Raw genomic sequence first — 21668 nt, 5'->3', positions numbered from 1 at the left:
CATTCTTGGTTTGCTAAACCCGATCTTATCCCTAATTTGAATATTCATAATCAAGTCATAACTGTCAAAGCTAACCAGACCTTAGGATTTTGAGATCTAAAAGCCCTTATGAAATAAGATTGTTCCTATGCAATTGTACCAATTCAAAGTGTTCCAAATTAGTGATACTTTCAGGTAGGTTTCCCTCAAAGCTATTATAGGACAATACCAATTCCTCCAAATGCACCATATTTTCCATTTCAAGTTTGATTTCGCCAAAAAGCCCATTTCCAAATAACTACACCTGTTCCAATTCCATAAGGCAGAAAAGACCTTGGAGCAGGGAACCGGTAAAATAATTACAGGAAAGGTTTAGTATTTTTAATGCCTTGGCATTCCCAATTTTACCTGGAATAACTCCTTCCAATTAATTATTAAAAAGGCTCAATTCCGTTAGCTTGCAATCCATAGAAATCTCTTTGGGCAATGTACCTGAAACGAATTCATTTCTAGTCGTAATATTCTTAAACACGAAGTATTGAAAAGGAAAAAAGGAAGCGTACCATTTAAATCGTTAAAAGCTAGATTTAGGCTATCTAAGTATGGTAGGTTCTGAAAATTTTTCGGTAGTTCGCCTTTTAGTCAATTATAATAAAAATTTATGGAAATGACATGACCATTTTCTACCCGAATTCCTTGCCATGACGATACTTCTTCCTGCAAGTTCTAAGTGATTGCCCAAGATTCATCAGATGTTCTAACATAAAGTTCCTCCAAGGCTTTGCGCGCCTGTCTAGGGACTCGCGGATGAAGAATGTTATTGAAAATATGAGGACTACACCAAAGCTTAGCTTACATAGGAGTCTTTTTTTTTACTATAATATTGAACCAACCGTTGTCCATTTTCCTAATCTTTTGTAAAAGCTACTGAATACATCTAAAGCTCGAAATCAGAGGCTTTTATTTTATCCAAAAAAACAAAAAGAGGTGCTACCAACACCTCTTTTTTCACCAAACTAACTAAAAGTGTAAACTACTCTTAATTTTCTACGTCTTCGTATTTTGTATCGGCCATTCGAGTCTTATCCAACTTAAGCTCCTTAAAATCAAGGTTTTTATCGAACCCATCATAGTCGAATACCAAATACTCCCTAGTCTTTAATATTTCAAGATTCTTAAAGGATGAAAAATTGTTATTCTGTATTTGAAAAATCTGGAGGCTTGCCAATTGATTGAATTCTTCTGGAATTTCACCGTTCAAGCTATTATTTGCCAAGACCAGTTCCTTTAATTTTGTCAAACGACCAATTTCCCCGGGAATAGATCCTTCCAAGGTATTTTCGAAAAGTCCCAGTGTTTCCAATTGTGTCAATTGTCCAAGAGATTCCGGAATGGTTCCATTTAGGGAGTTACTGGAAAGGTTAAGAATTTTTAAATTACTTATGTCACCAATACTCTCCGGTATACCTCCAGAAAGAAAATTATTGAAAGCGGTCAGTTCCACTAAGTTCGATAGTCCGCCAATATTAGTTGGAATTCCTCCCTTTAACCTATTCATCTCCAACTTTAAAACCCTTAAATGTGACAATTGTACCAAGTCCCCCGGTAATTCCCCCGTAATTGAATTAAACGCCAAATTCAACACCTTGAGATTTTCCAATTTAGATATTCCAACCGGTAAGGGACCCATCAAATTATTATGGAATAAGTTGATTTCAACGACCTTGTCGTCTTCAATCTTAACACCGTACCATTCTGAGACTGGCTTTTTCAAATCCCACTTTCGAATCCAATGTGCCCCGTTTGTGCTATTATAGAGCGCAATCAAAGCCTTTTTTTCAGTTTTTGAAACTTTGGCCATACCAAGACTGGAAATTAACATGAATATGGATAACAGTACGTATAGATTCTTCATATATGATGAAATTATGTGTTCTTAACTAGAATTAAGAATTATCTTACAAATCTCTAACATAAACGATAAAGAGCCAAAAATTATCGTTCAACGCATACATTTTGTTGTGAAACTTCCGGAAAACGTTGTGAAACTACGAATGTAGTAGGTCAAGGTTATTGTATACTTTCAATTTCCAAGGTAAGGCTTTCCCATTTATCCATGTGTTTTTCAAGCTTTGCCTTTTTAGCTTGATATTCATCAAAAAAGTTGGGCTTGGCAATGGTGGCGTCATAATTCATCAACAACTCGTGATCTATCTTTTTTATCTCCTTCTCAAGAGTGGAAATTTTACTTTCCAATCCGCTGAGTTGGTTCTTAAGGCTCTTTAGTTGTTTTTGGTCATCAAAAGAAGTGTTTTTCCGTTCCATGGGTTTCACTTCCTTTTTTTCCTCCCGCTTTTCTATACTTCTAAAGTCATTGACCTTACGCTGTTCCAGATAAAAATCGATATCCCCAAGATACTCCTTGATTCGCTTGTCCTTAAACTCATAGACCTTGTTGGTCAATCCCTGAAGAAAATCCCGATCGTGGGAAACCAGAATAAGCGTTCCCTCAAAATTTAGACAGGCCTGTTTCAGTACATTTTTTGATTTGATGTCCAGGTGGTTGGTAGGTTCATCCATTACCAAAACGTTGAAAGGCTGTAAGAGCATTTTGGCTAGGGCGAGTCGGTTTCGTTCCCCACCGGAAAGCACCTTCACGTATTTTTCAACATCATCTCCCCGAAACAAAAATGAACCCAAGATATCACGCACCTTACTTCGGTTAGACTCATTTGCAGCATCTATCATGGTATCCAAAATAGTCTTGTTCCCATCCAAATATTCCGCTTGGTTCTGGGCAAAATAACCTATCTGGACATTGTGCCCCAGCTTAAGATGGCCTTTATGCTCCAGTTCCCCCACAATAATTTTGGCCAAGGTGGATTTTCCCTGTCCGTTCTGACCCACAAAGGCCGTCTTACTATCACGCTCCACCAGCAGGTCCACATTTTCCAGAACCTTTTTTTCACCATAGGATTTGGATAGGTTCTCCATCTCTACCACCACCTTGCCCGGCATTACGGAAACAGGAAACCGAAGGCTCATCACACTGTTATCATCCTCATCGACTTCGATGCGTTCTATCTTATCCAGTTTTTTTATGAGCGATTGGGCCATAGAAGCTTTAGTGGATTTGGCCCTAAATTTCTCTATGAGTCGTTCTGCCTGTTGTATTTCGCGATCCTGGTTCTTTTGTGCGCTTAACTGTTGTTGGCGAATCTCTTCCCTAAGGACCAAATATTTTGAATAGGGCTTATTATAGTCGTAAATCCTTCCCAAGGAAATCTCAATAGTTCTGTTGGTGACGTTATCCAAGAACATTTTATCGTGCGAAACGATCATGACCGCTCCGGTATAATTGTTCAAAAATTGCTCGAACCAGATGATGGATTCAATATCCAAGTGGTTGGTAGGCTCATCCAGGAGCAGCACATCGTTATTTTGCAACAACAATTTTGCCAGTTCGATACGCATGCGCCACCCCCCGGAAAAGGTTTCGGTCTTTTTGTCAAAATCGGCTCTTTTAAAACCAAGGCCCTGTAATATTTTTTCCGTTTCGCCCTGATAGTTGTATCCGCCCAAAATTTCATAGTGGGAAGTTACATCGCTCAAATCGATGATGAGCTGGTTGTAGCCTTCGCTTTCATAATCGGTACGTTCCGCCAGTTGATGGTTGATTTCGTCCATTTTGGCCTCCAGTACCTTTAGTTCCTCAAATGCCTGGTAGGCCTCCTCCAGGACAGTCCTTCCCAGTTCAAAGTCGATATCCTGACGCAAAAACCCGATCTTAATATCCTTTTCAACGGCAATGGTACCTGAGTCTATCGGCATTTGCTTGGCCAGTAATTTAAGCAGTGTAGACTTACCCGCGCCATTTTTTCCTACGAGCCCTACCCTATTTCCTGCATTTAACCGAAAGGAGATTTCCTCAAATAAATATTCCCCGCCAAATGAAACGGATAAGTTGTGAATGTTAAGCATTCTATCTAATTTTTAATATCGACAAGAAACCGGCATATTAGGTTTATATACTGTCCTTTTTTTGGATGTGCAAAGGTCAAAAAAAGGATTTTAACTCGATAGAAATTTATAAAGAAGTTCCCGTATTATTTAAGTATTGTACTATGGATACGCCCATGTGATTAGTTTGACAGCAAACTAAGAAATCTATGGATATCAACTTCAGGGTCCAATGATGTTCCTTTTTCAATAGAATTAAATAATTCCAAGGCCGCCCAAGGTGCGATCATGACACCATGGGAACCAAAACCATTGATAATATGTAGATTTTTGTGATTTGGATGTTTTCCTACTAAGGGTCTCCTGTCCTTGACCGTAGGCCTGACCCCTGCAACATGCCCTACCACTTCATAGGAACAATTCACTATACCCTCCAGTTTTTTGAGCAGTTCTATCTTGGTTGCTTCCGATGGTCTGTTGTCCTTGTCTACCGGATTATAGTTTGCCCCTACCAAATACCGATTATTCCCTAGTGGTATTACAAAGACGGATGACTTTACGGCGTTTTTTTCCGATAATTCCTTGGATTCGATGATGAGATACTCCCCCTTTGAGCCTTGTACCGGAAGATAATTAAAGAAGGGATTTTTCGTTACCCCAAAACCTTCGGCAAAAACAAGGTTCTTGGCCTTTACACCTTTATATTCCAAATGCTCCAACCTTTTCTGCAGCTTAGAATAATCAAATGTTTCCAATGAGAATTGATCCGATGCAAGTATTTTTCTTTGATAGGCAGTTAGGAATTCTTCGGTCCTTAATCGGTACGCACCGTTCAATACACCAAAATTATAGGGAGCGTTCAACGCTGGATTGGTATTCCTTAAGAGTTGGGAGGATAAAAATTGATTTAAATGTTCCTTGTCCGATGCTTCAAACCATAAATTTTGCTCCTCAATGGAACTGAATTTGCGCAAAATGGGTTGCTCGATCAGAAAGGATTTTCCCAATTCACTTTCGATTTCCTCATAAAACCTTTTGGAAAACGGTAATAGACTATGGGCTCTCCAGGCCAAATTGAACCGCTTTAAAATAACAGGATTGGACAGGCCCGCAGCCACTTTTGAGGAAGTCTGGGATTGGTCGCTAAAGACATGAAAACTTTTTTGATTGCGTCTAAGGGTCTCACAAAAAGCGGCTCCTGCCAAACCGAGGCCTACAAGGATATAATCTACCATTTGGCAAAAATAGCCATAAACAAAAAGCTCCGATACTTATCGGAGCTTATATTGTTGAATTGGAATTTTTTTTTGACCTAGTAGGCCCACATATCTTGTTCCCTGTCCCTAATGGTTTCCTTGATACGTTTTGCTTCCAGCAATTGGAAAAGCGCATTGTCCGCAATGTAATCACTGACCTTGCGGTCTCCGTGAACGTTATCCTCTTTATAGATAACGGCATTAAACCTTCTTGCGTTCAACAACATATCAAAAGAGATGGGCTGGGCGGAATTTTGCTGGTTGAAGACCTTGGCCTCGTGCAAAATTTCACGGGCATCCGGGTACCATACCCAGAACAGCTCCACCATATCCGGATTATCATCGTCGATGAAGTTTACGTCCGGAGCAACCGGGGCAATCCCCAACAAACGATATTTTAACTCTCCCTGCCTTTTATCAAAATACCACATGCCTTTAATATGGTATTCCTCAATTTCACCTGCAGTTATGTTTCTTCGGGTAATGTACTCTGCAGAAACCTGCTCCCCGGCATTCATTTGCTCATACCCATAGTCCAAAGTATCTACGGATTGCAATGCACCTGCAAGGTCATTATAAGTTCTTTTTTCTGTAAAATAGGAATCCGTATAGGCTTCCAGTTTACCTTCCCTAAGATTTTTGATCAATACATGGTATAGGGACCTTCTATTTTTTCCGATATCCATCGTATCCGTAGGATAGTAAAGCGGGAAATTTACCCTTTCGTCCAAATCAATGGTTTCCCATAGCGTCTTGGACCAAAGAATATCCCTATCGTCCACATAACCATACTCTAAAGGAGCGTCATTATCCACAGCTTTCTGTTCCTCGGTACGAACTCCTATATCCTCAGGTTTTTTAGCGTTAAGGATATTGGCCTGGGCTATCATGGAGGCAGGCAACAATGTTACCGCACCCATTATTAAAACATTTTTCCAATTCATTCTTATAAAACTTTAAAATTAACCGGGCAACCATTTGCTGGTTACCCGGTAGTATTCATTATTTTAATTTGTAATCTCCACAACAACCGGAGATACTTTCTTCAACTTGTAACTTTTGTTATTTGTAATGTAAGCCTCTATATCAAAGATTTGTACCACATCACCTCGACCTGCACGTTTAAGGGCGGCTTTGGCTCTACCATCCAACTTGTCACCGTTTACAGTAACTGTTGGTTGACCAGGCACCTTGAATTTAAATCCGCTAACAGCAAGGTTCAAGTCAAAATCAAAGTCATCCAACATAGCGCCAATGGTAGCAATCTCCACATTTGCCCTAGGAAGTTTAATACTACCTGCCTGTCTGCTAAGAGTACCTTCTGGTCTTGGAATGTCCTTAATTCTAAATTCAGATTTGGAGGAAACAGTCTGCCCATCAGGTAATGTACCAGAGGCAGAAATCGTTACCGTTCTACCAGTACCTGGGTTCATTACATAGTTGCTGCCTCCTACTGATTTTAAACCTGGAGCAGATGCAGTAACTTTGTTATTTGGAATACCAGGGATGGAAATTGACATTGGGTTTGCCACGCCACGATACACCACGTTCATTTTATCCGCAGCGATCAAAGCGGCGTTTGGCTTGGAAATAGTTGCAAAAGAGTTACTAACAGGTACCTCGATTTCCTCACCATCCTGCATAAAATAAATAGTACCTTCCACTTTGTGGTCTCCTGCATTTCCTGCACCGATTAACATTTTCACGCCACCTGCTTCCAATTTATAGTCCGTCCCTTCGGAAAGTTTTCTACCGTCCAAAGTCAATTCAGCTCTCACTGGAGTTGAGGTGTTATCCGTTTTGCTTATGATGATTTTACCATCGTACTTTTCACCGGCATAGTATGCAGATTTAGAAGCCGAAAGTGAAGTTGCAAAGTTCTTTAAGGAAACTTGGCTTGTCAACTCACCTTCCAACATGGATTTCAATGCAGCTTCTTCCGTAGCCTTAACATCGGCCTGTAAAGAAGTCAACTTGGCCAAAGAGGCGACCAAAGGATACCCTTCATAGTGATAGTTGATCCAATCTTGCTTGGTCCCGTCCCTTTTCTCGACCTTACCGTTTTCATCGCCGGTTTTAAAACGATCGATAACGGATTGCTTTAGCGTAGCTGGAACGATTGCGGCTACTTGATCTCTATATTCGGTCAATCTATTCATAAATTCCTGACCACCTTCGGATAGATTGTCACCCTGAAAGAATTTTTGATCCAAATAATCTGAATTGTCCATACGGGCATAATCTGTGGGATCTTCCAATCCTTCGGTCATACCGTCCTTAAGGGATTCCAAATAGTCGAAATACTCTTGGGACATTGCTTTGATCTTCTGTGCATTCTGATACAGCTTTTCATATTTGGCCGCATCTTCAGATGCCTTAGTTTCCAGACTACCCAAGAACGCTTCGTTACTTGCGGTCGTCTTTTCGTTAGAAGTCTCCAGCTTTTCGTTCATAATACCGAATGCCGCTAGTACTTCTTTACTCATATTTAACGCCAGCATTGCGATGAAGATCAAATACATAAGGTTGATCATCTTCTGACGTGGTGTTGCTTTTCCTCCTGCCATGGTTTTTTTAATTAGATTTTAATTAATACTGATTTGGTTTGGTTTTAATAAAATCCAATTTAGTTTCTGTTCATTGCGGACAACATGCCACCATAAACACCATTCAAGGAAGAAAGGTTTGTAGACAATGAAGCCATCTGCTCTTTAAGTGCACTTGCATTTTGTACTACTTCCTCGTTTACGGAAGCTTGTCTGCTAGCACTCTCTAATTGTACTTTATAAAGACTGTTCAAAGATTCCATTTGAGCGGCAGCCTGTACCATTTCCTCAGAATACTTTCTAGTAGATTCCATAGCATCTACGGTTGGTGCAATACCTTTGGCGGCACCTTCAAAGTTCTTAATACTGGTACCTAAACTTTCCATTAGGTTGGCATCTACACCTGCCTCTTTTAACAAATCATCCAATTTTTTGGACAAAGAAGTTTCGGCTTCCTTAATTTCGGCCACTTCATTTTTTCTAGCCTTGGCTTCACCTCCAGCTAATTCTGGGTATACCAAAGACCAATCCAATTCGTCGTCTACAGGTTCAAATGCACTGATCGCAAAGATTAGGGCTTCCGTAATAAGACCAATGGCCAAAAGAAGACCACCTGTTAAAGGTCCAAATTCCCAGTGAAGGATTTTAAACAATGCACCTATAATTACGACTGATGCTCCAAGCCCGTAGGCCATGTTGAATAATTTTTTTGTTGATTTTGACTGTGCCATGATTTAATTTTAATTTAAAGGTTTAATACTAAAGATTTGGTTACTAATTAATTAATTTGATATGAATAGTTTACTTGTTTACTGTGTTGAATCTTCCTCGCCCATGTAATCCTGTACTGTCCTGAAGCCTATGTAACTACGTGCGGAATCTGCATATTCGTAATCCCTTGTACTTACTTGTAAGAAGTAGGCAACATCCTTCCAAGAACCTCCTCGTATTACTTTTCTAGTATTTGACTGGTCTCCACCGTTAGGATTCATTGTGGACACGTAGTCGTAAGCACTAGGGTCATAACTAGAGTTTGTCCACTCAGATACGTTACCGGCCATATTGTAGAGATTAAAGTCGTTTGGCTCATAGGATTTGGCTTCTACGGTGTATAGCGCTGCATCCGCTGCATAATCTCCTCGCTGAGGTTTAAAGTTGGCCATAAAGCAACCTGTATCACTGATTACATAAGGTCCGCCCCAAGGGTATGTTCCACCTTCGATTCCGCCTCTGGCCGCATATTCCCATTCGGCTTCGGTTGGCAATCTAAACTGGTTTACGAACTGTTTACCGCGACTTTTCTGGTCATCATTCTTGAACTTGGTCCTCCAGTTGCAGAAAGCTTTTGCCTGCTGCCAGGAGATACCTACTACAGGATAATCGCTGTAGGCATCGTGCCAGAAATAATCGTTGTGCATTGGCTCGTTGTAGGAGTATTCGAAATCCCTGATCCAAACGGTCGTATCAGGATAGATTTCCCAATTCTTCCGTACGGATGAAATCCTTCCTACTTCCCTTACCTTTTTTGGCGGCACGGGCAGCAGCCTCAATATCCATCCAGCTATACTTGTATTTTAACTTTGTTACGTCGATGCTTCTTTGACCATTATAGGACTCCTCTTCTGGTATGTATAGGGAATCCATAACCTCTGCATAATATTCATCCGGATATTCAGAAGTGTCCCAAATAAGATCTTCATCCTTATTCAAGGCCCTTCCCTCATAACCAGTTTCACCCATGCCGGAATAGTTGTCCAACATATATTTGTCATAAACCGATGATTTTGTGGTATCCGCATCCTTAAAGGCATACTCGCCAATTCCACCATCTTCCGGTCCAATTCCCAATTCATCGGCCAAAATCGCCAAACGGGTTCTTGTAATGGAATCCTTTACCCATTCTACGAACTGACGGTACTCACTGTTCGTAATTTCAGTATCGTCCATGTAAAAGGAACGTACCGTTACTGTTTTGGTAGGGGCGTTTAAAACTTTGGCTTGGTCTTCTTCGCTTTTACCCATAATGAAAGAACCCCTTGGGATAAGTTCCATTCCATATGGTTTTTCGGGATACCATTTTTTGCCCTGGACGCCGACTAGCTCTCCTTTAGTCTTTGACCCACAACTCGTGAGCAAAAAAACAAACGCTATAGATGATAACAATAGCTTCTTCATACTTTAGGTTAAATTTCGATTATGGTTAAAATGCAAATACTATAATGTTATTCTAACTCTTAAAACTATCTTTTGAATAAATTATTGTATTATTAATTTTATGTCTTACTAATTTTTCAATTAATTAAAGCCCTTTTTATAGGCCTTAAACCACCGTTCGGGAATTTTTTGGTCACATGCGTCCAAATAATCCTGCTCTGTGCAAGGTAATAACGCAGGTGTACCTTCTTTAGTATGTGAAGAAAAAATAGATGGCACCTCTACCCACCATCTTTCGGTAAGAAGGCTCTTGTAGAAAATAAGCTCCTCTTCCTCATTGGGTACATTGTACTTGGTAAAGTCGTCCGTTTTTGAATAGGGAGACTCCTTGATTCTGAAATTGATACCCTCAATAAAATACCATATTATTTGTGCCAGAAGTTGTTGGCACTGGATGTTGTTTTCCATTTCAAAAATACCGAATGCCATGACCCGCTCACTGATACCGGCGTATCTGGCAATGGCACAGATTTCCCTTCCCGTAAAACCGTTTGGGGAAAAATTACCTGAAAATCCAATTTCACTGGCTTTGATAGCCCTGGCGTCCAAACTTACCATATGGGCGTTTCTAAGCACCGGCTCTGCCAAGGAAAGTTCGTGGGCAATCTCACCCAACCTGTAGGAATCAAAAAATAGCCGCTCCATAAGATCCACTTCCTCTTGGGCATTGAAGTAGCTCTGATAACCAATATTGGAAAAGTTGAAAAGGTTGTTCGGTTTATCGGTAATGATCTTGCTCATGTAGGAATGGGAAGAAATCAGCTCGTCATCGATGCCAAAATCGAATCGACTGTCAACGGCGACCATATTAATCATATCCTTGATACCGTCAAAAGCCCGGTAAACAGGATAGGTGATGTCCTGTGTGGCACCCAATAGTATAGGTATCACATTTTCTTCCAACAGGCCAGCTGTCACTTCCTTTACTACAAAATATGTATCCTCAACGGTTTCTCCTTCTTCCAGATCTCCAAGGTCTACAATGGTAGTATCCCAGTTACCCAGCATCAATTTGTACAATTGTAATCGAATGCCCGATACATCCAAAGTTTCCAGTTTTTTCTCGTAAGCATTTCTGGACTCCTTGACTCCAAATATGGCGACGGTGGCATTTGCCAAAACCGGCAAACCATCCTTTTCCGTATGTATATGGGTATTTCTACCAATGGCCTGTGCGGGCAGTAATTCACAATGGGCAAGTACCTTATCTTCTACTGGGACTAAAAAATCAAAAGCCATGTGGGTTACGCGGTATTAATTTTGATGATTGAAAGTGATTCGCTGCTTCACTATTTTCAAAATTATACTACTTTTTTGATTTAGTTTTCGCTTTGGTCTTTTTTTTGGGTGTCTTTTTTTCTATGAGTTCGGCAGCTTGTTCCAAGGACATTTTGGAAACGTCTACCGTTTTGGCCAGCTCCACCTTAATCTTTCCTTTAATAATGTTATGGCGACCCCATCGTGCCTTTTCGATTCGGATACCTTTTTCCGGCCAGTTCTGCACTACCTTTTCCCGTTCCTTTTTCTTTTTGTCTTCTATCAATTCCTCAATATCATCCTGGGAAAGATTATCAAAATCATACTTTTTGTTGACATTGATAAACATTCCGTCCCATTTGATATAGGGGCCAAAGCGGCCAACACCTTTTGTAACGTCCTCACCCTCATAATTGGCAATAGGCGCATCGGCCTTTTGTTTCTCCTTTATGAGTTCAATGGCACGCTCCATTTCAACTTCCATGGCACTTTCATCCTGGGGCAGGGAAATAAAGGTTTTGCCAAAGCGCACATAAGGACCAAACCTGCCCACGTTCGCTTCTACTTCTTCCCCCTCATAAACTCCTAATTTTCTGGGAAGTTTAAAGAGGTCCATGGCCTCCTCGTACGTTATGGTATTTAGGGACTGGTCCGGCAAAAGACTTGCAAAGAGCGGTTTTTCCTCTTCCTCCACGGTACCAATTTGCACCATGGGCCCAAACCTTCCTAAACGAACTGACACCTGTCTGCCCGTTTTGGGGTCTTTGCCCAAAACGCGTTCGCCGCTGGCCCTATCCGCATTTTCCTCAACGTCTAGGACATTGGGATGAAAATCCTTGTAAAAGTTTTTCATCATTTTTTTCCAATCTTCCTCGCCCGTGGCAATTTCATCGAAATCCTCCTCTACCTGTGCCGTAAAGTTGTAATCCAGAATGTTTCCAAAATTGCTTACTAGGAAGTCTGTGACGATGGTACCAATATCCGTGGGTACCATTTTACCCTTATCGGAACCTACATTTTCTGTAAGGTTCTTTTCCTTTATTTTATTTGCCTCAAGAACCATCTGGACATATTTTCTTTCCGTACCTTCAATGGTTCCCTTTTCAACATACCCCCTATTTAATATAGTAGAAATCGTTGGCGCATAGGTGGAAGGTCTTCCTATTCCCAATTCCTCCAACTTTTTGACCAAAGAAGCTTCGGTAAATCGATACGGAGGTCTTGTAAACCGTTCCGTGGCGGTGATATAATTATTATACAGGATTTCGTTTACCTTCATGGCCGGTAGCATACCGTCCTGCTCTTCGGCCAAATCCTCATCATCAACACCCTCCAAGTATACTTTTAAAAAACCATCGAATTTGATGACCTCACCATTGGCGGTGAATTCCTCGGAATGTTTATCTGCCTGGATACGAACATTTGTACGTTCCAGCTCGGCATCGCTCATTTGTGACGCGACCGTCCTTTTCCATATAAGGTCATATAATTTTTCCTGATCCCGTTCCAGTGAAGGGGATTGGTTGGACATATCCGTAGGTCGGATGGCCTCATGCGCTTCTTGGGCTCCTTTGGATTTTCCTGTAAAGTTCCTGACTTTACTGTATTTTTCGCCGTAGTTTTTTATGATGGCATCTTTTGCCGAATTTATAGCTTCCCCTGATAAATTCACGCTGTCCGTTCTCATATAGGTAATAAGTCCGGCCTCGTACAATCGTTGTGCCACCTGCATGGTTCTTCCCACTGAAAAATAAAGCTTTCGCGAAGCTTCCTGTTGCAAGGTTGAGGTTGTAAAGGGTGCCGATGGGGATTTTTTGGCCGGTTTTTTGTCCAATTTGGCAACTGAAAATTCGGCCCTGATATTTTGTTCCAAAAAGGCATTTGCCTCTTCCTTGGAATCAAAGGCCTTGCCCAACTTCGCCTGAAAAACGCTGCCCGATTCCGTTTTGAATTCCGCAGAAACCTTGAACGAGGCTTCCGGTGTAAAGGCCTCGATATCGCGTTCCCGCTCAACAATCAGCCTGACCGCTACGGATTGCACACGACCGGCGGACAAGCCTGGTTTTATCTTCTTCCAAAGCACGGGCGATAGTTCATATCCCACCAAACGGTCCAAGACCCTTCTGGCCTGTTGGGCATTTACGAGATTGTAGTTTATATCCCTGGGGTTTTCAATGGCCCGCTGTATGGCCGCTTTGGTGACCGAGTTAAAAACGATTCTTTTGGTCTTCTTTTTGTCCAGGCCCAATTCTTCGGCCAAATGCCAGGATATGGCCTCTCCCTCCCTATCTTCATCACTCGCCAACCAAATGGTTTCCGCTTTATTGGCCAAATCCTTTAATTTTTTGACCAGGGCCTTTTTCTCCTTGTCAACGATATATTTTGGTGTAAAGTCGTTTTCCACATCTACGCCCAATTCCTTGGAGGGTAAATCGGCAATATGTCCAAAACTGGATTCTACCTTAAAATCCTTTCCTAGGAATTTCTCAATGGTTTTTGCTTTTGCCGGGGACTCGACGATAACTAAATTCTTGGCCATGCATTGATTTTTATGGATACAAATGTATACTAAAATTTATACTTTAAAATTTGAGTCCTTTTATTTCAGGGTAATTTCAAAGAATTACATGAAATCAAAGAATTGATGATTAGCTATGAATTGGAAAGATTTGTTTTCTTATTTTTAGAAGAATTAATTCAAAAACCGACCTAAAATGAAAAAGAACTACTTCCTAGTTGTATTGTGCTTGCTTTTTTATCTACCCGCAAAGGAAGCATTTGCCCAGCGAAAAAACAACAAAGTAAAGGGCGTGCAGTTTGACCAGTCACTATATCAAGGGATGGAATGGCGTTTGGTGGGACCCTTTCGCGGTGGTAGGGCCGGAACGGTAACCGGTGTTATCAATGACCCAAATCTATATTATATGGGGACCGCGGGTGGTGGTGTCTGGAAAACAACCGACGCTGGTAATTCATGGGAATGTATTTCAGATGGCTTTTTTGGAGGTTCCATAGGGACCGTTGCCGTATCCGAGTCCGATCCTAACATTATATATGTAGGAGAAGGGGAACAAACGTTGCGGGGGAACGTTTCCTCAGGCCATGGTATGTGGAAAAGTCTGGATGCCGGGGAGACTTGGAAGTTTATTGGATTGGAAGGGTCTGAACACATTGCGCGCATTAGGATACATCCAACAAATTCGGACATTGTCTATGTGGCCGCTCTAGGAAACTTGTGGAAACCAAACGAAACAAGGGGCGTTTACCGCACACTGGACGGCGGCAAGAACTGGGAAAAAATACTTTATATAAGCGACAAGGCAGGTGCCGGCGATCTTATCATGGACCCCAATAACCCAAGAATTTTGTATGCCACAACTTGGGAAATGAAACGAAATGGCTACCGTATGGATAGTGGGGGCCCAGATAGCAAAATGTACAAAAGTATCGATGGTGGGGATACTTGGACGGATATCTCAACAAATTCTGGTTTACCTGGATTTCCCTGGGGCATTGTTGGAATAACGGTATCACCTGTAGATTCAAAAAGGGTTTGGGCCTTAATCGAAGCGAAAGAGGGCGGTCTTTTCCGATCGGACGATGGCGGTAAGACTTGGGACAAGATAAATGAAAACCGTGCCCTAAGACAACGCGCCTGGTATTACACCAGAATATATGCGGACACACAAAATGTGGATAAACTATATGTAATGAACGTAAGTTACGGGGTATCTACGGATGGAGGGAAAACCTTTACTTTAAAGAACGCGCCCCACGGGGACCATCACGACCTTTGGATAGATCCCAATAACAATTTGAGAATGGCCATTGCCGATGATGGGGGAGCTCAAATCTCAAATGATGGCGGAAACAATTGGACTACCTACCACAATCAACCCACTGCACAATTCTACAGAGTAGCAACGGATAGTGTATTTCCCTATCGCATATATGGTGCGCAGCAGGATAATACGGCCATCCGAATAGCGCATAGAACCGCGGGAAGTGCCATTACGGAAAGAGATTGGGAACCTACCGCCGGAGGCGAAAGTGCTCATTTGGCTCCTGATCCAAAGAACAATGATATTGTTTACGGTGGAACCTATAAAGGATACATGAACAGATTAGATCATAGCACAGGTCAAGAAAGGTCTACAAACGTATGGCCGGACAATCCTGCGGGTTCCGGGGCGGAGGTTATGAAATACCGATTCAATTGGAACTATCCCGTTACTTTTAGCATGCACGATTCAAACAAACTCTATGCCGGATCCAACTATTTACATATGACCAGGGATGGAGGACAGTCCTGGGAGACCATATCCCCGGATTTGACCAGAGGTCTCCCTGAAACCATACAATCAAGTGGTGGTCCCATTACCCAGGACAATACGGGTGCGGAATTCTATTCGAATATTTTTGTGATATCGGAATCGGCATTGGAGGAAGGGGTACTATGGACCGGTAGTGATGATGGACTTATCCATGTAACAAGGGATAATGGGGAGAATTGGGAGAACGTAACCCCTCCTGCCGAAATGTCCCCAAAACTGAATATGATCAATTGTATCGATGCAAGTCCCTTTAAAAAAGGAACGGCCTATGTTGCCGCTTCGTCCTATAAATTTGGCGACTACACACCTTATCTCTACAAAACAGAGGATTATGGAAAAACATGGGAATTGATTACCAATGGAATACCTGGAGAATATTATACTCGGGCCATACGTTCGGATAAAGTAAAGGAGGGTCTCCTCTATGCCGGAACGGAATGGGGCATGTACATTTCGTTTGACGATGGCAAATCTTGGACCCCTTTTCAACTGAATTTGCCCATAACTTCCATACGCGATCTTCATGTTAGGGATAATGACCTCATCGCCGCAACCCATGGTAGAAGTTTTTGGATGATAGACGACCTCACCCCATTACACCAATTGTCCCAAGAAGTTGCCAACAGTGATTTTTACATGTATAAACCCGATAGCTCCTATAGGATGTATCAATCTGGTGATGGGGACGACAGAAATGTAAAATTGGAAGGGGAAAACCATCCAGATGGTACCATCATAAATTATTACCTGAAAGACCTCAAAGAGACAGATTCCGTACAAATCGATATTCTGGAAACCAATGGAGATATCATACAAAGTTTCTCTAACAAGGCCATTGCCGATAATTTGAATCCTTCGGCCACTAAAACTTTAAAAGTAAAATCCGGTGGCAACCGACTCGTTTGGAACATGAGATATCCCGGTTTTGATGCCTTTAAGGGAATGATTTTTTATTCATCGCCCAACATAGGCCCAAAAGCCGTGCCCGGAAACTATAAGGTAAGGCTAACCTATAATGGACTGGTGCAGGAACGGGACTTTACCATTCTAAAAGATCCAAGACTGGAAATAACGCAAGAAGAACTACAAGATCAGTTCGATTTTCTGATTAGAGTACGGAATCAGGTTAGCCGTGCGAACAATGCCATCATTTCAATCAGAAAGGTAAAAAGCGATTTGGATTATTTGAAGGAGAAAACCAAAGAGGATACCGCAATGCAGGAACTCATCAAAGAATTTGAGTCGAAATTAACGGTAATCGAAAACAACATCCATATGACCAAAAACCAAAGTAGACAGGACCCTTTGAATTATGGAATCCGAATAAACAATCGGCTTGCGTTTTTATTGGCCGATTCCCAAAGAGGTGATCAGCCTCCAACAAAACAGGCCAAAGAATTCTTTGAGGTAGTAACAAAAGAATTGAATGTTGAAATCGAAAACCTGAATAAATTGATGCAGGAATACGTGGAAAACCTAAATAACAAAGTGCAAGAAAGCAAAATCAAAATGATTTCATTGGAGTAAACTAACATAGGGCAAGCCCACGAGGGGATCGTAGGAAACGACCTTTTAATTTCGAGACCTGCCCGACAAGCGTTCAGGCAGGCAGGCCTTGGCATATTAAATCATTTGGCGGTGCCAATAACCGGTTACATACTATTTTAATTAAAAAGGGAAGCTCTATGTGCTTCCCTTTTTATTATTATTATTATTTGTTGATTACAACTCAAAAGTACTTATCAACTGGATATCATTTTCCAAATATTCATATTGCCGTAACGTACCTCCTCCAATCATCAACAAGGTGTTTTCCAAAGGAATAACATCATAGGCTTCGATATCAGGGAAATGGTTGAGTTGGGTAATGTTGGGAGCATTACTCTTGTCAAAGACCTTAAGCCCATCGCTTCCATCACAAATAAAGAGTTTGTCCCTTTTTATACCCAGTCCATTGGGACCGAACATAGGATAAATCACCTTCAAATCAGGATTTTTTAAATCGGATATATCCACCACATAAAGACCGCTCTCGGTATTGCCACAAAAATCCCCGCCTTTTAAGGTCACATAGGCAAAGTTACCGTCCACTACCACAGGGTCACACGCAGTTCCATGTCTGAATTCAGAAACGAATTCAGGTTTGGCAGGGTCTTTAATATCATAGATGTACATGCCCTGTCTTCCACCTATGAACAAAATTTCACCTTGGTTAAATATCGTTTCTATGTCCCAAGCTACGGATACATCTTCCAAAGCGGTAGGGGTCTCCAAATTTGAGATATCAAAAATATTCAGGTCGCTATAATCCACTACATACAGATAGTCGCCCACAATCTTGAACCGAGCGAGGGAACCACCTTGGCCCACATCACTTTCTGCAGTGTTTACAACGTTATCGAAATTTCTAAATTCACAGTTATCGCATCTGAATTGTTCTTCATATTCAGAAACCGGTCTTCGCTCCATTTTCACTTCCCAACCAACGACCACATACCTGTCGTAATCGATAGTGCCGTAGTCATAAATATCGGCCTGGGGAAACTCCACATTCTGTATCCAAACATCATAGTTCTTGTATATGGCATTTACCATACGGCTGGTCAATTGAATGTTATTGATATCGGAAATATCAAAAATGACGAGATCCCCATAGCTATCGGCAAATAGTTTATCGTCCTTAATGGAAATATCGTTGTTTCCTTCCAATTTAATGAAGGCAATATTTTGTGGGTTGGAAGGGTTCTGATTGTCGATGACGTGAAATCCGCTACCTACATCATTAATAAAAATATAATTCTTGTAGGCATAAATTTTCCCCGATGTCTGTATAGGAATTGGGTCGATAATATCTATGGCTTCGGCCTTAAAAGAAATGGCATCTTCCAAAATGGGGCGTGCTACCAAATAGTCCTCATATGGACCATCGTCATCACAGGATACGAAAGGTAGCGCAGCCAATAAAAGCAACAGTAGTATACTCTTTTTCATTGCATTAGCAGTTTATTTGTTTCAATTATTAGATACAAAAAGGGCTTTCTAGTTGCGTATTCCATAATAAAAAAATTTGCACCCATTTCTTTCTACATCTAAACGAATGACATTCCATTTATAATAATTCAAACTATAAATTAAAGCTAAATTAAACTGTCATCTTGTCATATTTTTGAATATAATGCTATCTTTGCCCACCCAATATTTAATGGTATTTGGAGGCATTATGGAGAAAATAATTGACGAAAGCGTGCAAGGTTCCGCGCTAAGGACCCAAGCTAACATCAAAAACAAAAGGAATTTATACATAGAGAGTTATGGCTGTCAGATGAATTTTTCAGACAGTGAAATCGTAGCCTCCATTCTGGCCCAGGAAGGGTTCAACACCACACAAAATTTGGAGGATGCGGATTTGGTGTTGGTGAACACTTGTTCCATACGCGAAAAAGCTGAACTGACCGTTCGCAAGCGACTTGAAAAGTTCAACGCCATCAAAAAGGACCGGCCGCATTTAAAGGTGTGTGTCTTGGGATGCATGGCGGAACGATTGAAGCATCAGTTTTTGGAAGAGGAAAAAATTGTGGATATGGTGGTTGGTCCGGATGCATACAAGGACTTGCCAAACCTCATTCAAGAAATTGATGAAGGTAGGAATGCCGTAAATGTCATACTCTCCAAGGACGAGACCTATGGGGATGTCGCGCCTGTGCGCTTGAACTCCAACGGAGTTACCGCCTTTGTTTCCATTACCAGGGGGTGCGACAATATGTGTACCTTTTGTGTGGTTCCCTTTACACGTGGAAGGGAACGAAGTAGAGATCCACAATCCATTATTGAAGAAATCAACGATCTATGGGACAAGGGGTTCAAGGAAGTGACCCTATTGGGACAAAATGTGGACAGTTATCTCTGGTACGGTGGAGGCTTGAAAAAGGACTTTAAAAAAGCCACAGAAATGGAGCAGGCCATGGCGGTGAACTTTTCCCAGTTATTGGAAAAAGTGGCGTTGGCACAGCCAAAAATGAGAATCAGGTTTTCCACTTCGAATCCGCAGGATATGACCTTGGACGTCATCCATACCATGGCAAAATACGAAAATATTTGTAATTACATCCATCTTCCGGTGCAAAGCGGAAGCAATCGGATTTTAAAGGCGATGAACCGCCTGCATACCCGGGAAGAGTATTTTGAACTTATTGATAACATCAGGAACATAATTCCCGATTGTGGGATTTCACAGGACATGATCGCGGGATTCCCCACGGAAAACGAGGAAGACCACCAAAATACCCTTACTCTGATGGAATATGTGAAATATGACTACGGATTCATGTTCGCCTATTCTGAAAGACCGGGAACCTTGGCAGAACGTAAGCTAAGGGACGATGTACCCGAAGAGACAAAAAAACGTAGGCTAACGGAAATCATCGAATTGCAAAGACAGCATTCCTTGGAACGGATTAAGGCCAATCTAGGGAAGACAAAAGAGGTGTTGGTCGAAGGCACTTCCAGGAAGTCCGATGCGCATTGGATGGGAAGAACCTCGCAAAACACCGTGGCCGTTTTTCCCAAGGAACATTATAAGGTGGGGGAATATGTAATGGTGGAAATGCAGGATTGCACATCAGCTACCTTATTGGGCAAAGCCGTTGGATACTCACACAATAATTGAGTTGAAAACGGAATAGCATAGGTATTCTGGGCAACCTAAGGGAGAACCTATAAATAATTCAAGTTTTATTCCGACTGAAATATCGGAATATTTTAATCTCGATTATCGAGTTTATGGAAAGTATACAAAGTATAAAACAACGATTTGAAATCATTGGTCAGGACCCTAAACTGAACCGCGCAATTGAGAAGGCTATTCAGGTAGCGCCTACGGATATATCCGTTTTGGTAACGGGAGAAAGTGGTGTGGGCAAGGAATCCATTCCCAAAATCATTCACTCCCTCTCGCACAGAAAGCACGCCAAGTACATCGCCGTAAACTGCGGGGCCATTCCTGAAGGTACAATCGACAGTGAACTGTTTGGACACGAAAAGGGCGCCTTTACCGGAGCTACCCAAACAAGGAGCGGTTATTTTGAAGTGGCGGACGGAGGTACTATTTTCCTGGATGAGGTTGGTGAACTTCCCCTAACGACACAAGTGCGATTACTTCGGGTTTTGGAAAATGGCGAATTTTTGAAGGTAGGTTCCTCCCAAGTCCAGAAAACCAACGTTCGTATTGTGGCCGCGACCAATGTGAACATGTTCGAGGCCATAAAAAAGGAAAAATTTAGGGAAGATCTATATTACAGGTTAAGTACGGTGGAAATCAATATTCCTCCCTTGCGGGAACGGCAGGAGGATATCCATCTGTTGTTCCGAAAATTTGCTTCGGATTTTGGACAAAAGTACAAGATGCCCACCATCCGTTTGGAGGACAGTGCCGTAGATTTGTTGTTAAAATATAGATGGCCGGGAAACATCCGTCAACTTAGAAACATAGCGGAACAGGTCTCCGTATTGGAAGAAAACCGCTCCATAGATGCTGCAACGCTCCATGGTTACCTGCCACATAATGTGGGCAATAACCTTCCGGCCGTTGTCAGTAATAAAAAGTCCGAAAGCGATTTCAGCAATGAACGTGAAATTTTGTACAAAGTGTTGTTCGACATGAAGGGCGATCTCAACGACCTTAAAAAGTTGACCATGGAACTCTTGAAGAACAATGACAGCCAAAAAGTGCAAAAGGAAAATGAAAACCTCATACGCAAGATCTATGGCGATAAACAAGAGGAGGAAATAGAGGAACAGGAAGTCTCTTCCCTGGAAGTGCTAAGTCTTCCGGAGCCCAAGGTAGACAGGACCTACACTCCTATGCCCCAGGAGGACAAATATCATTTTGCGGAGGAAATTGAGGAAGAGGAAACCTTATCTTTACAGGAAAAGGAAATTGAACTGATAAAAAAGTCCCTGGACAGAAATAGGGGCAAAAGAAAGGCCGCTGCCTCGGAACTGGGAATATCGGAACGCACCTTGTACAGAAAAATAAAGCAATACGATCTTTGATTTGAGAAAGCAAGGAAAAACGACCGAAGAAACGGAAACCTGAAACCTGAAACCTGAAACAAATTAAAATC

13 protein-coding genes and 1 pseudogene are annotated in these 21668 nt (G+C 41.7%); 3 read left to right on the top strand and 11 right to left on the bottom strand.

All coding sequences use genetic code 11. From position 1 onward, the window contains the following. Nucleotides 1-106 precede the first annotated feature (106 nt). The 10 genes and pseudogenes from FEK29_RS18155 to topA all read right to left on the bottom strand — a co-directional run bounded on the left by FEK29_RS18155 (nt 107) and on the right by topA (nt 13751). Nucleotides 107-238 carry a hypothetical protein gene (locus tag FEK29_RS18155; RefSeq protein ID WP_262710125.1) on the bottom strand — a complete coding sequence of 44 codons (132 nt, stop codon included), beginning with the start codon at nt 236-238 and terminating at the stop codon, nt 107-109. A gap of 780 nt (nt 239-1018) precedes the next feature. After that, nucleotides 1019-1894: a leucine-rich repeat domain-containing protein gene (locus FEK29_RS04200; RefSeq protein ID WP_138257121.1), complete on the bottom strand. Its 876-nt coding sequence runs from the start codon at nt 1892-1894 to the stop codon at nt 1019-1021. A gap of 155 nt (nt 1895-2049) precedes the next feature. Next, complete coding sequence (locus FEK29_RS04195) at nt 2050-3960, bottom strand: ABC-F family ATP-binding cassette domain-containing protein (protein WP_138257120.1); 1911 nt, start codon at nt 3958-3960, stop codon at nt 2050-2052. 161 nt (nt 3961-4121) lie between these two features. Next, a complete protein-coding gene (locus tag FEK29_RS04190; protein WP_138257119.1) occupies nt 4122-5174 on the bottom strand; it encodes an NAD(P)/FAD-dependent oxidoreductase in 1053 nt (350 codons plus the stop codon). A 77-nt stretch (nt 5175-5251) separates the two neighbouring features. Continuing rightward, entirely contained in the window at nt 5252-6139 is an 888-nt protein-coding gene (porN, locus tag FEK29_RS04185; protein ID WP_138257118.1) for a type IX secretion system ring subunit PorN/GldN, read from the bottom strand. Nucleotides 6140-6202: 63 nt separating this feature from the next. Further along, nucleotides 6203-7762: a type IX secretion system motor protein PorM/GldM gene (gene porM, locus FEK29_RS04180; RefSeq protein ID WP_138257117.1), complete on the bottom strand. Its 1560-nt coding sequence runs from the start codon at nt 7760-7762 to the stop codon at nt 6203-6205. Nucleotides 7763-7821: 59 nt separating this feature from the next. Then, nucleotides 7822-8472, bottom strand: a complete 651-nt coding sequence (gene porL / locus FEK29_RS04175) for a type IX secretion system motor protein PorL/GldL (protein WP_138257116.1) — start codon at nt 8470-8472, stop codon at nt 7822-7824. Between the two features lie 78 nt (nt 8473-8550). Beyond that, a pseudogene (gene porK / locus FEK29_RS04170) lies at nt 8551-9916 on the bottom strand (type IX secretion system lipoprotein PorK/GldK). Nucleotides 9917-10036: 120 nt separating this feature from the next. Then, nucleotides 10037-11194 carry a formimidoylglutamase gene (locus tag FEK29_RS04165; RefSeq protein ID WP_138257115.1) on the bottom strand — a complete coding sequence of 386 codons (1158 nt, stop codon included), beginning with the start codon at nt 11192-11194 and terminating at the stop codon, nt 10037-10039. A gap of 67 nt (nt 11195-11261) precedes the next feature. Continuing rightward, nucleotides 11262-13751, bottom strand: a complete 2490-nt coding sequence (topA, locus tag FEK29_RS04160; RefSeq protein ID WP_138257114.1) for a type I DNA topoisomerase — start codon at nt 13749-13751, stop codon at nt 11262-11264. A 175-nt stretch (nt 13752-13926) separates the two neighbouring features. Here topA and FEK29_RS04155 point away from each other — a divergent pair, with 175 nt between their 5' ends. Beyond that, the gene (locus tag FEK29_RS04155) at nt 13927-17073 is read left to right on the top strand and encodes a VPS10 domain-containing protein (RefSeq protein ID WP_138257113.1); all 3147 of its coding nucleotides are present in this window, start codon (nt 13927-13929) and stop codon (nt 17071-17073) included. 195 nt (nt 17074-17268) lie between these two features. Here the strand turns inward: FEK29_RS04155 and FEK29_RS04150 are convergent, their stop codons facing one another. After that, nucleotides 17269-18537 carry an LVIVD repeat-containing protein gene (locus FEK29_RS04150; protein WP_138257112.1) on the bottom strand — a complete coding sequence of 423 codons (1269 nt, stop codon included), beginning with the start codon at nt 18535-18537 and terminating at the stop codon, nt 17269-17271. A 229-nt stretch (nt 18538-18766) separates the two neighbouring features. Here FEK29_RS04150 and miaB point away from each other — a divergent pair, with 229 nt between their 5' ends. Both miaB and FEK29_RS04140 read left to right on the top strand, forming a co-directional pair. Further along, complete coding sequence (miaB, locus tag FEK29_RS04145) at nt 18767-20212, top strand: tRNA (N6-isopentenyl adenosine(37)-C2)-methylthiotransferase MiaB (protein WP_138257111.1); 1446 nt, start codon at nt 18767-18769, stop codon at nt 20210-20212. A gap of 113 nt (nt 20213-20325) precedes the next feature. Further along, nucleotides 20326-21597 carry a sigma-54 interaction domain-containing protein gene (locus tag FEK29_RS04140; protein ID WP_138257110.1) on the top strand — a complete coding sequence of 424 codons (1272 nt, stop codon included), beginning with the start codon at nt 20326-20328 and terminating at the stop codon, nt 21595-21597. Nucleotides 21598-21668: the final 71 nt, after the last annotated feature.

It is taken from the genome of Maribacter aurantiacus, from assembly GCF_005780245.1.
GTDB classification, from domain to species: domain Bacteria; phylum Bacteroidota; class Bacteroidia; order Flavobacteriales; family Flavobacteriaceae; genus Maribacter; species Maribacter flavus.
Note: the sequence above shows the minus strand (reverse complement) of the source record. Positions and strands in the feature narration are given on the sequence as shown.

What these genes read in the sequence shown, in the direction of transcription:
- FEK29_RS18155 (WP_262710125.1), bottom strand. Translation starts at nt 238, where the DNA reads ATGGAAAATATGGTGCATTTGGAGGAATTGGTATTGTCCTATAATAGC.
- FEK29_RS04155 (WP_138257113.1), top strand. Translation starts at nt 13,927, where the DNA reads ATGAAAAAGAACTACTTCCTAGTTGTATTGTGCTTGCTTTTTTATCTA.
- FEK29_RS04190 (WP_138257119.1), bottom strand. Translation starts at nt 5,174, where the DNA reads ATGGTAGATTATATCCTTGTAGGCCTCGGTTTGGCAGGAGCCGCTTTT.
- FEK29_RS04165 (WP_138257115.1), bottom strand. Translation starts at nt 11,194, where the DNA reads ATGGCTTTTGATTTTTTAGTCCCAGTAGAAGATAAGGTACTTGCCCAT.
- FEK29_RS04195 (WP_138257120.1), bottom strand. Translation starts at nt 3,960, where the DNA reads ATGCTTAACATTCACAACTTATCCGTTTCATTTGGCGGGGAATATTTA.
- porM (WP_138257117.1), bottom strand. Translation starts at nt 7,762, where the DNA reads ATGGCAGGAGGAAAAGCAACACCACGTCAGAAGATGATCAACCTTATG.
- FEK29_RS04200 (WP_138257121.1), bottom strand. Translation starts at nt 1,894, where the DNA reads ATGAAGAATCTATACGTACTGTTATCCATATTCATGTTAATTTCCAGT.
- porN (WP_138257118.1), bottom strand. Translation starts at nt 6,139, where the DNA reads ATGAATTGGAAAAATGTTTTAATAATGGGTGCGGTAACATTGTTGCCT.
- porL (WP_138257116.1), bottom strand. Translation starts at nt 8,472, where the DNA reads ATGGCACAGTCAAAATCAACAAAAAAATTATTCAACATGGCCTACGGG.
- miaB (WP_138257111.1), top strand. Translation starts at nt 18,767, where the DNA reads ATGGAGAAAATAATTGACGAAAGCGTGCAAGGTTCCGCGCTAAGGACC.
- FEK29_RS04140 (WP_138257110.1), top strand. Translation starts at nt 20,326, where the DNA reads ATGGAAAGTATACAAAGTATAAAACAACGATTTGAAATCATTGGTCAG.
- topA (WP_138257114.1), bottom strand. Translation starts at nt 13,751, where the DNA reads ATGGCCAAGAATTTAGTTATCGTCGAGTCCCCGGCAAAAGCAAAAACC.
- FEK29_RS04150 (WP_138257112.1), bottom strand. Translation starts at nt 18,537, where the DNA reads ATGAAAAAGAGTATACTACTGTTGCTTTTATTGGCTGCGCTACCTTTC.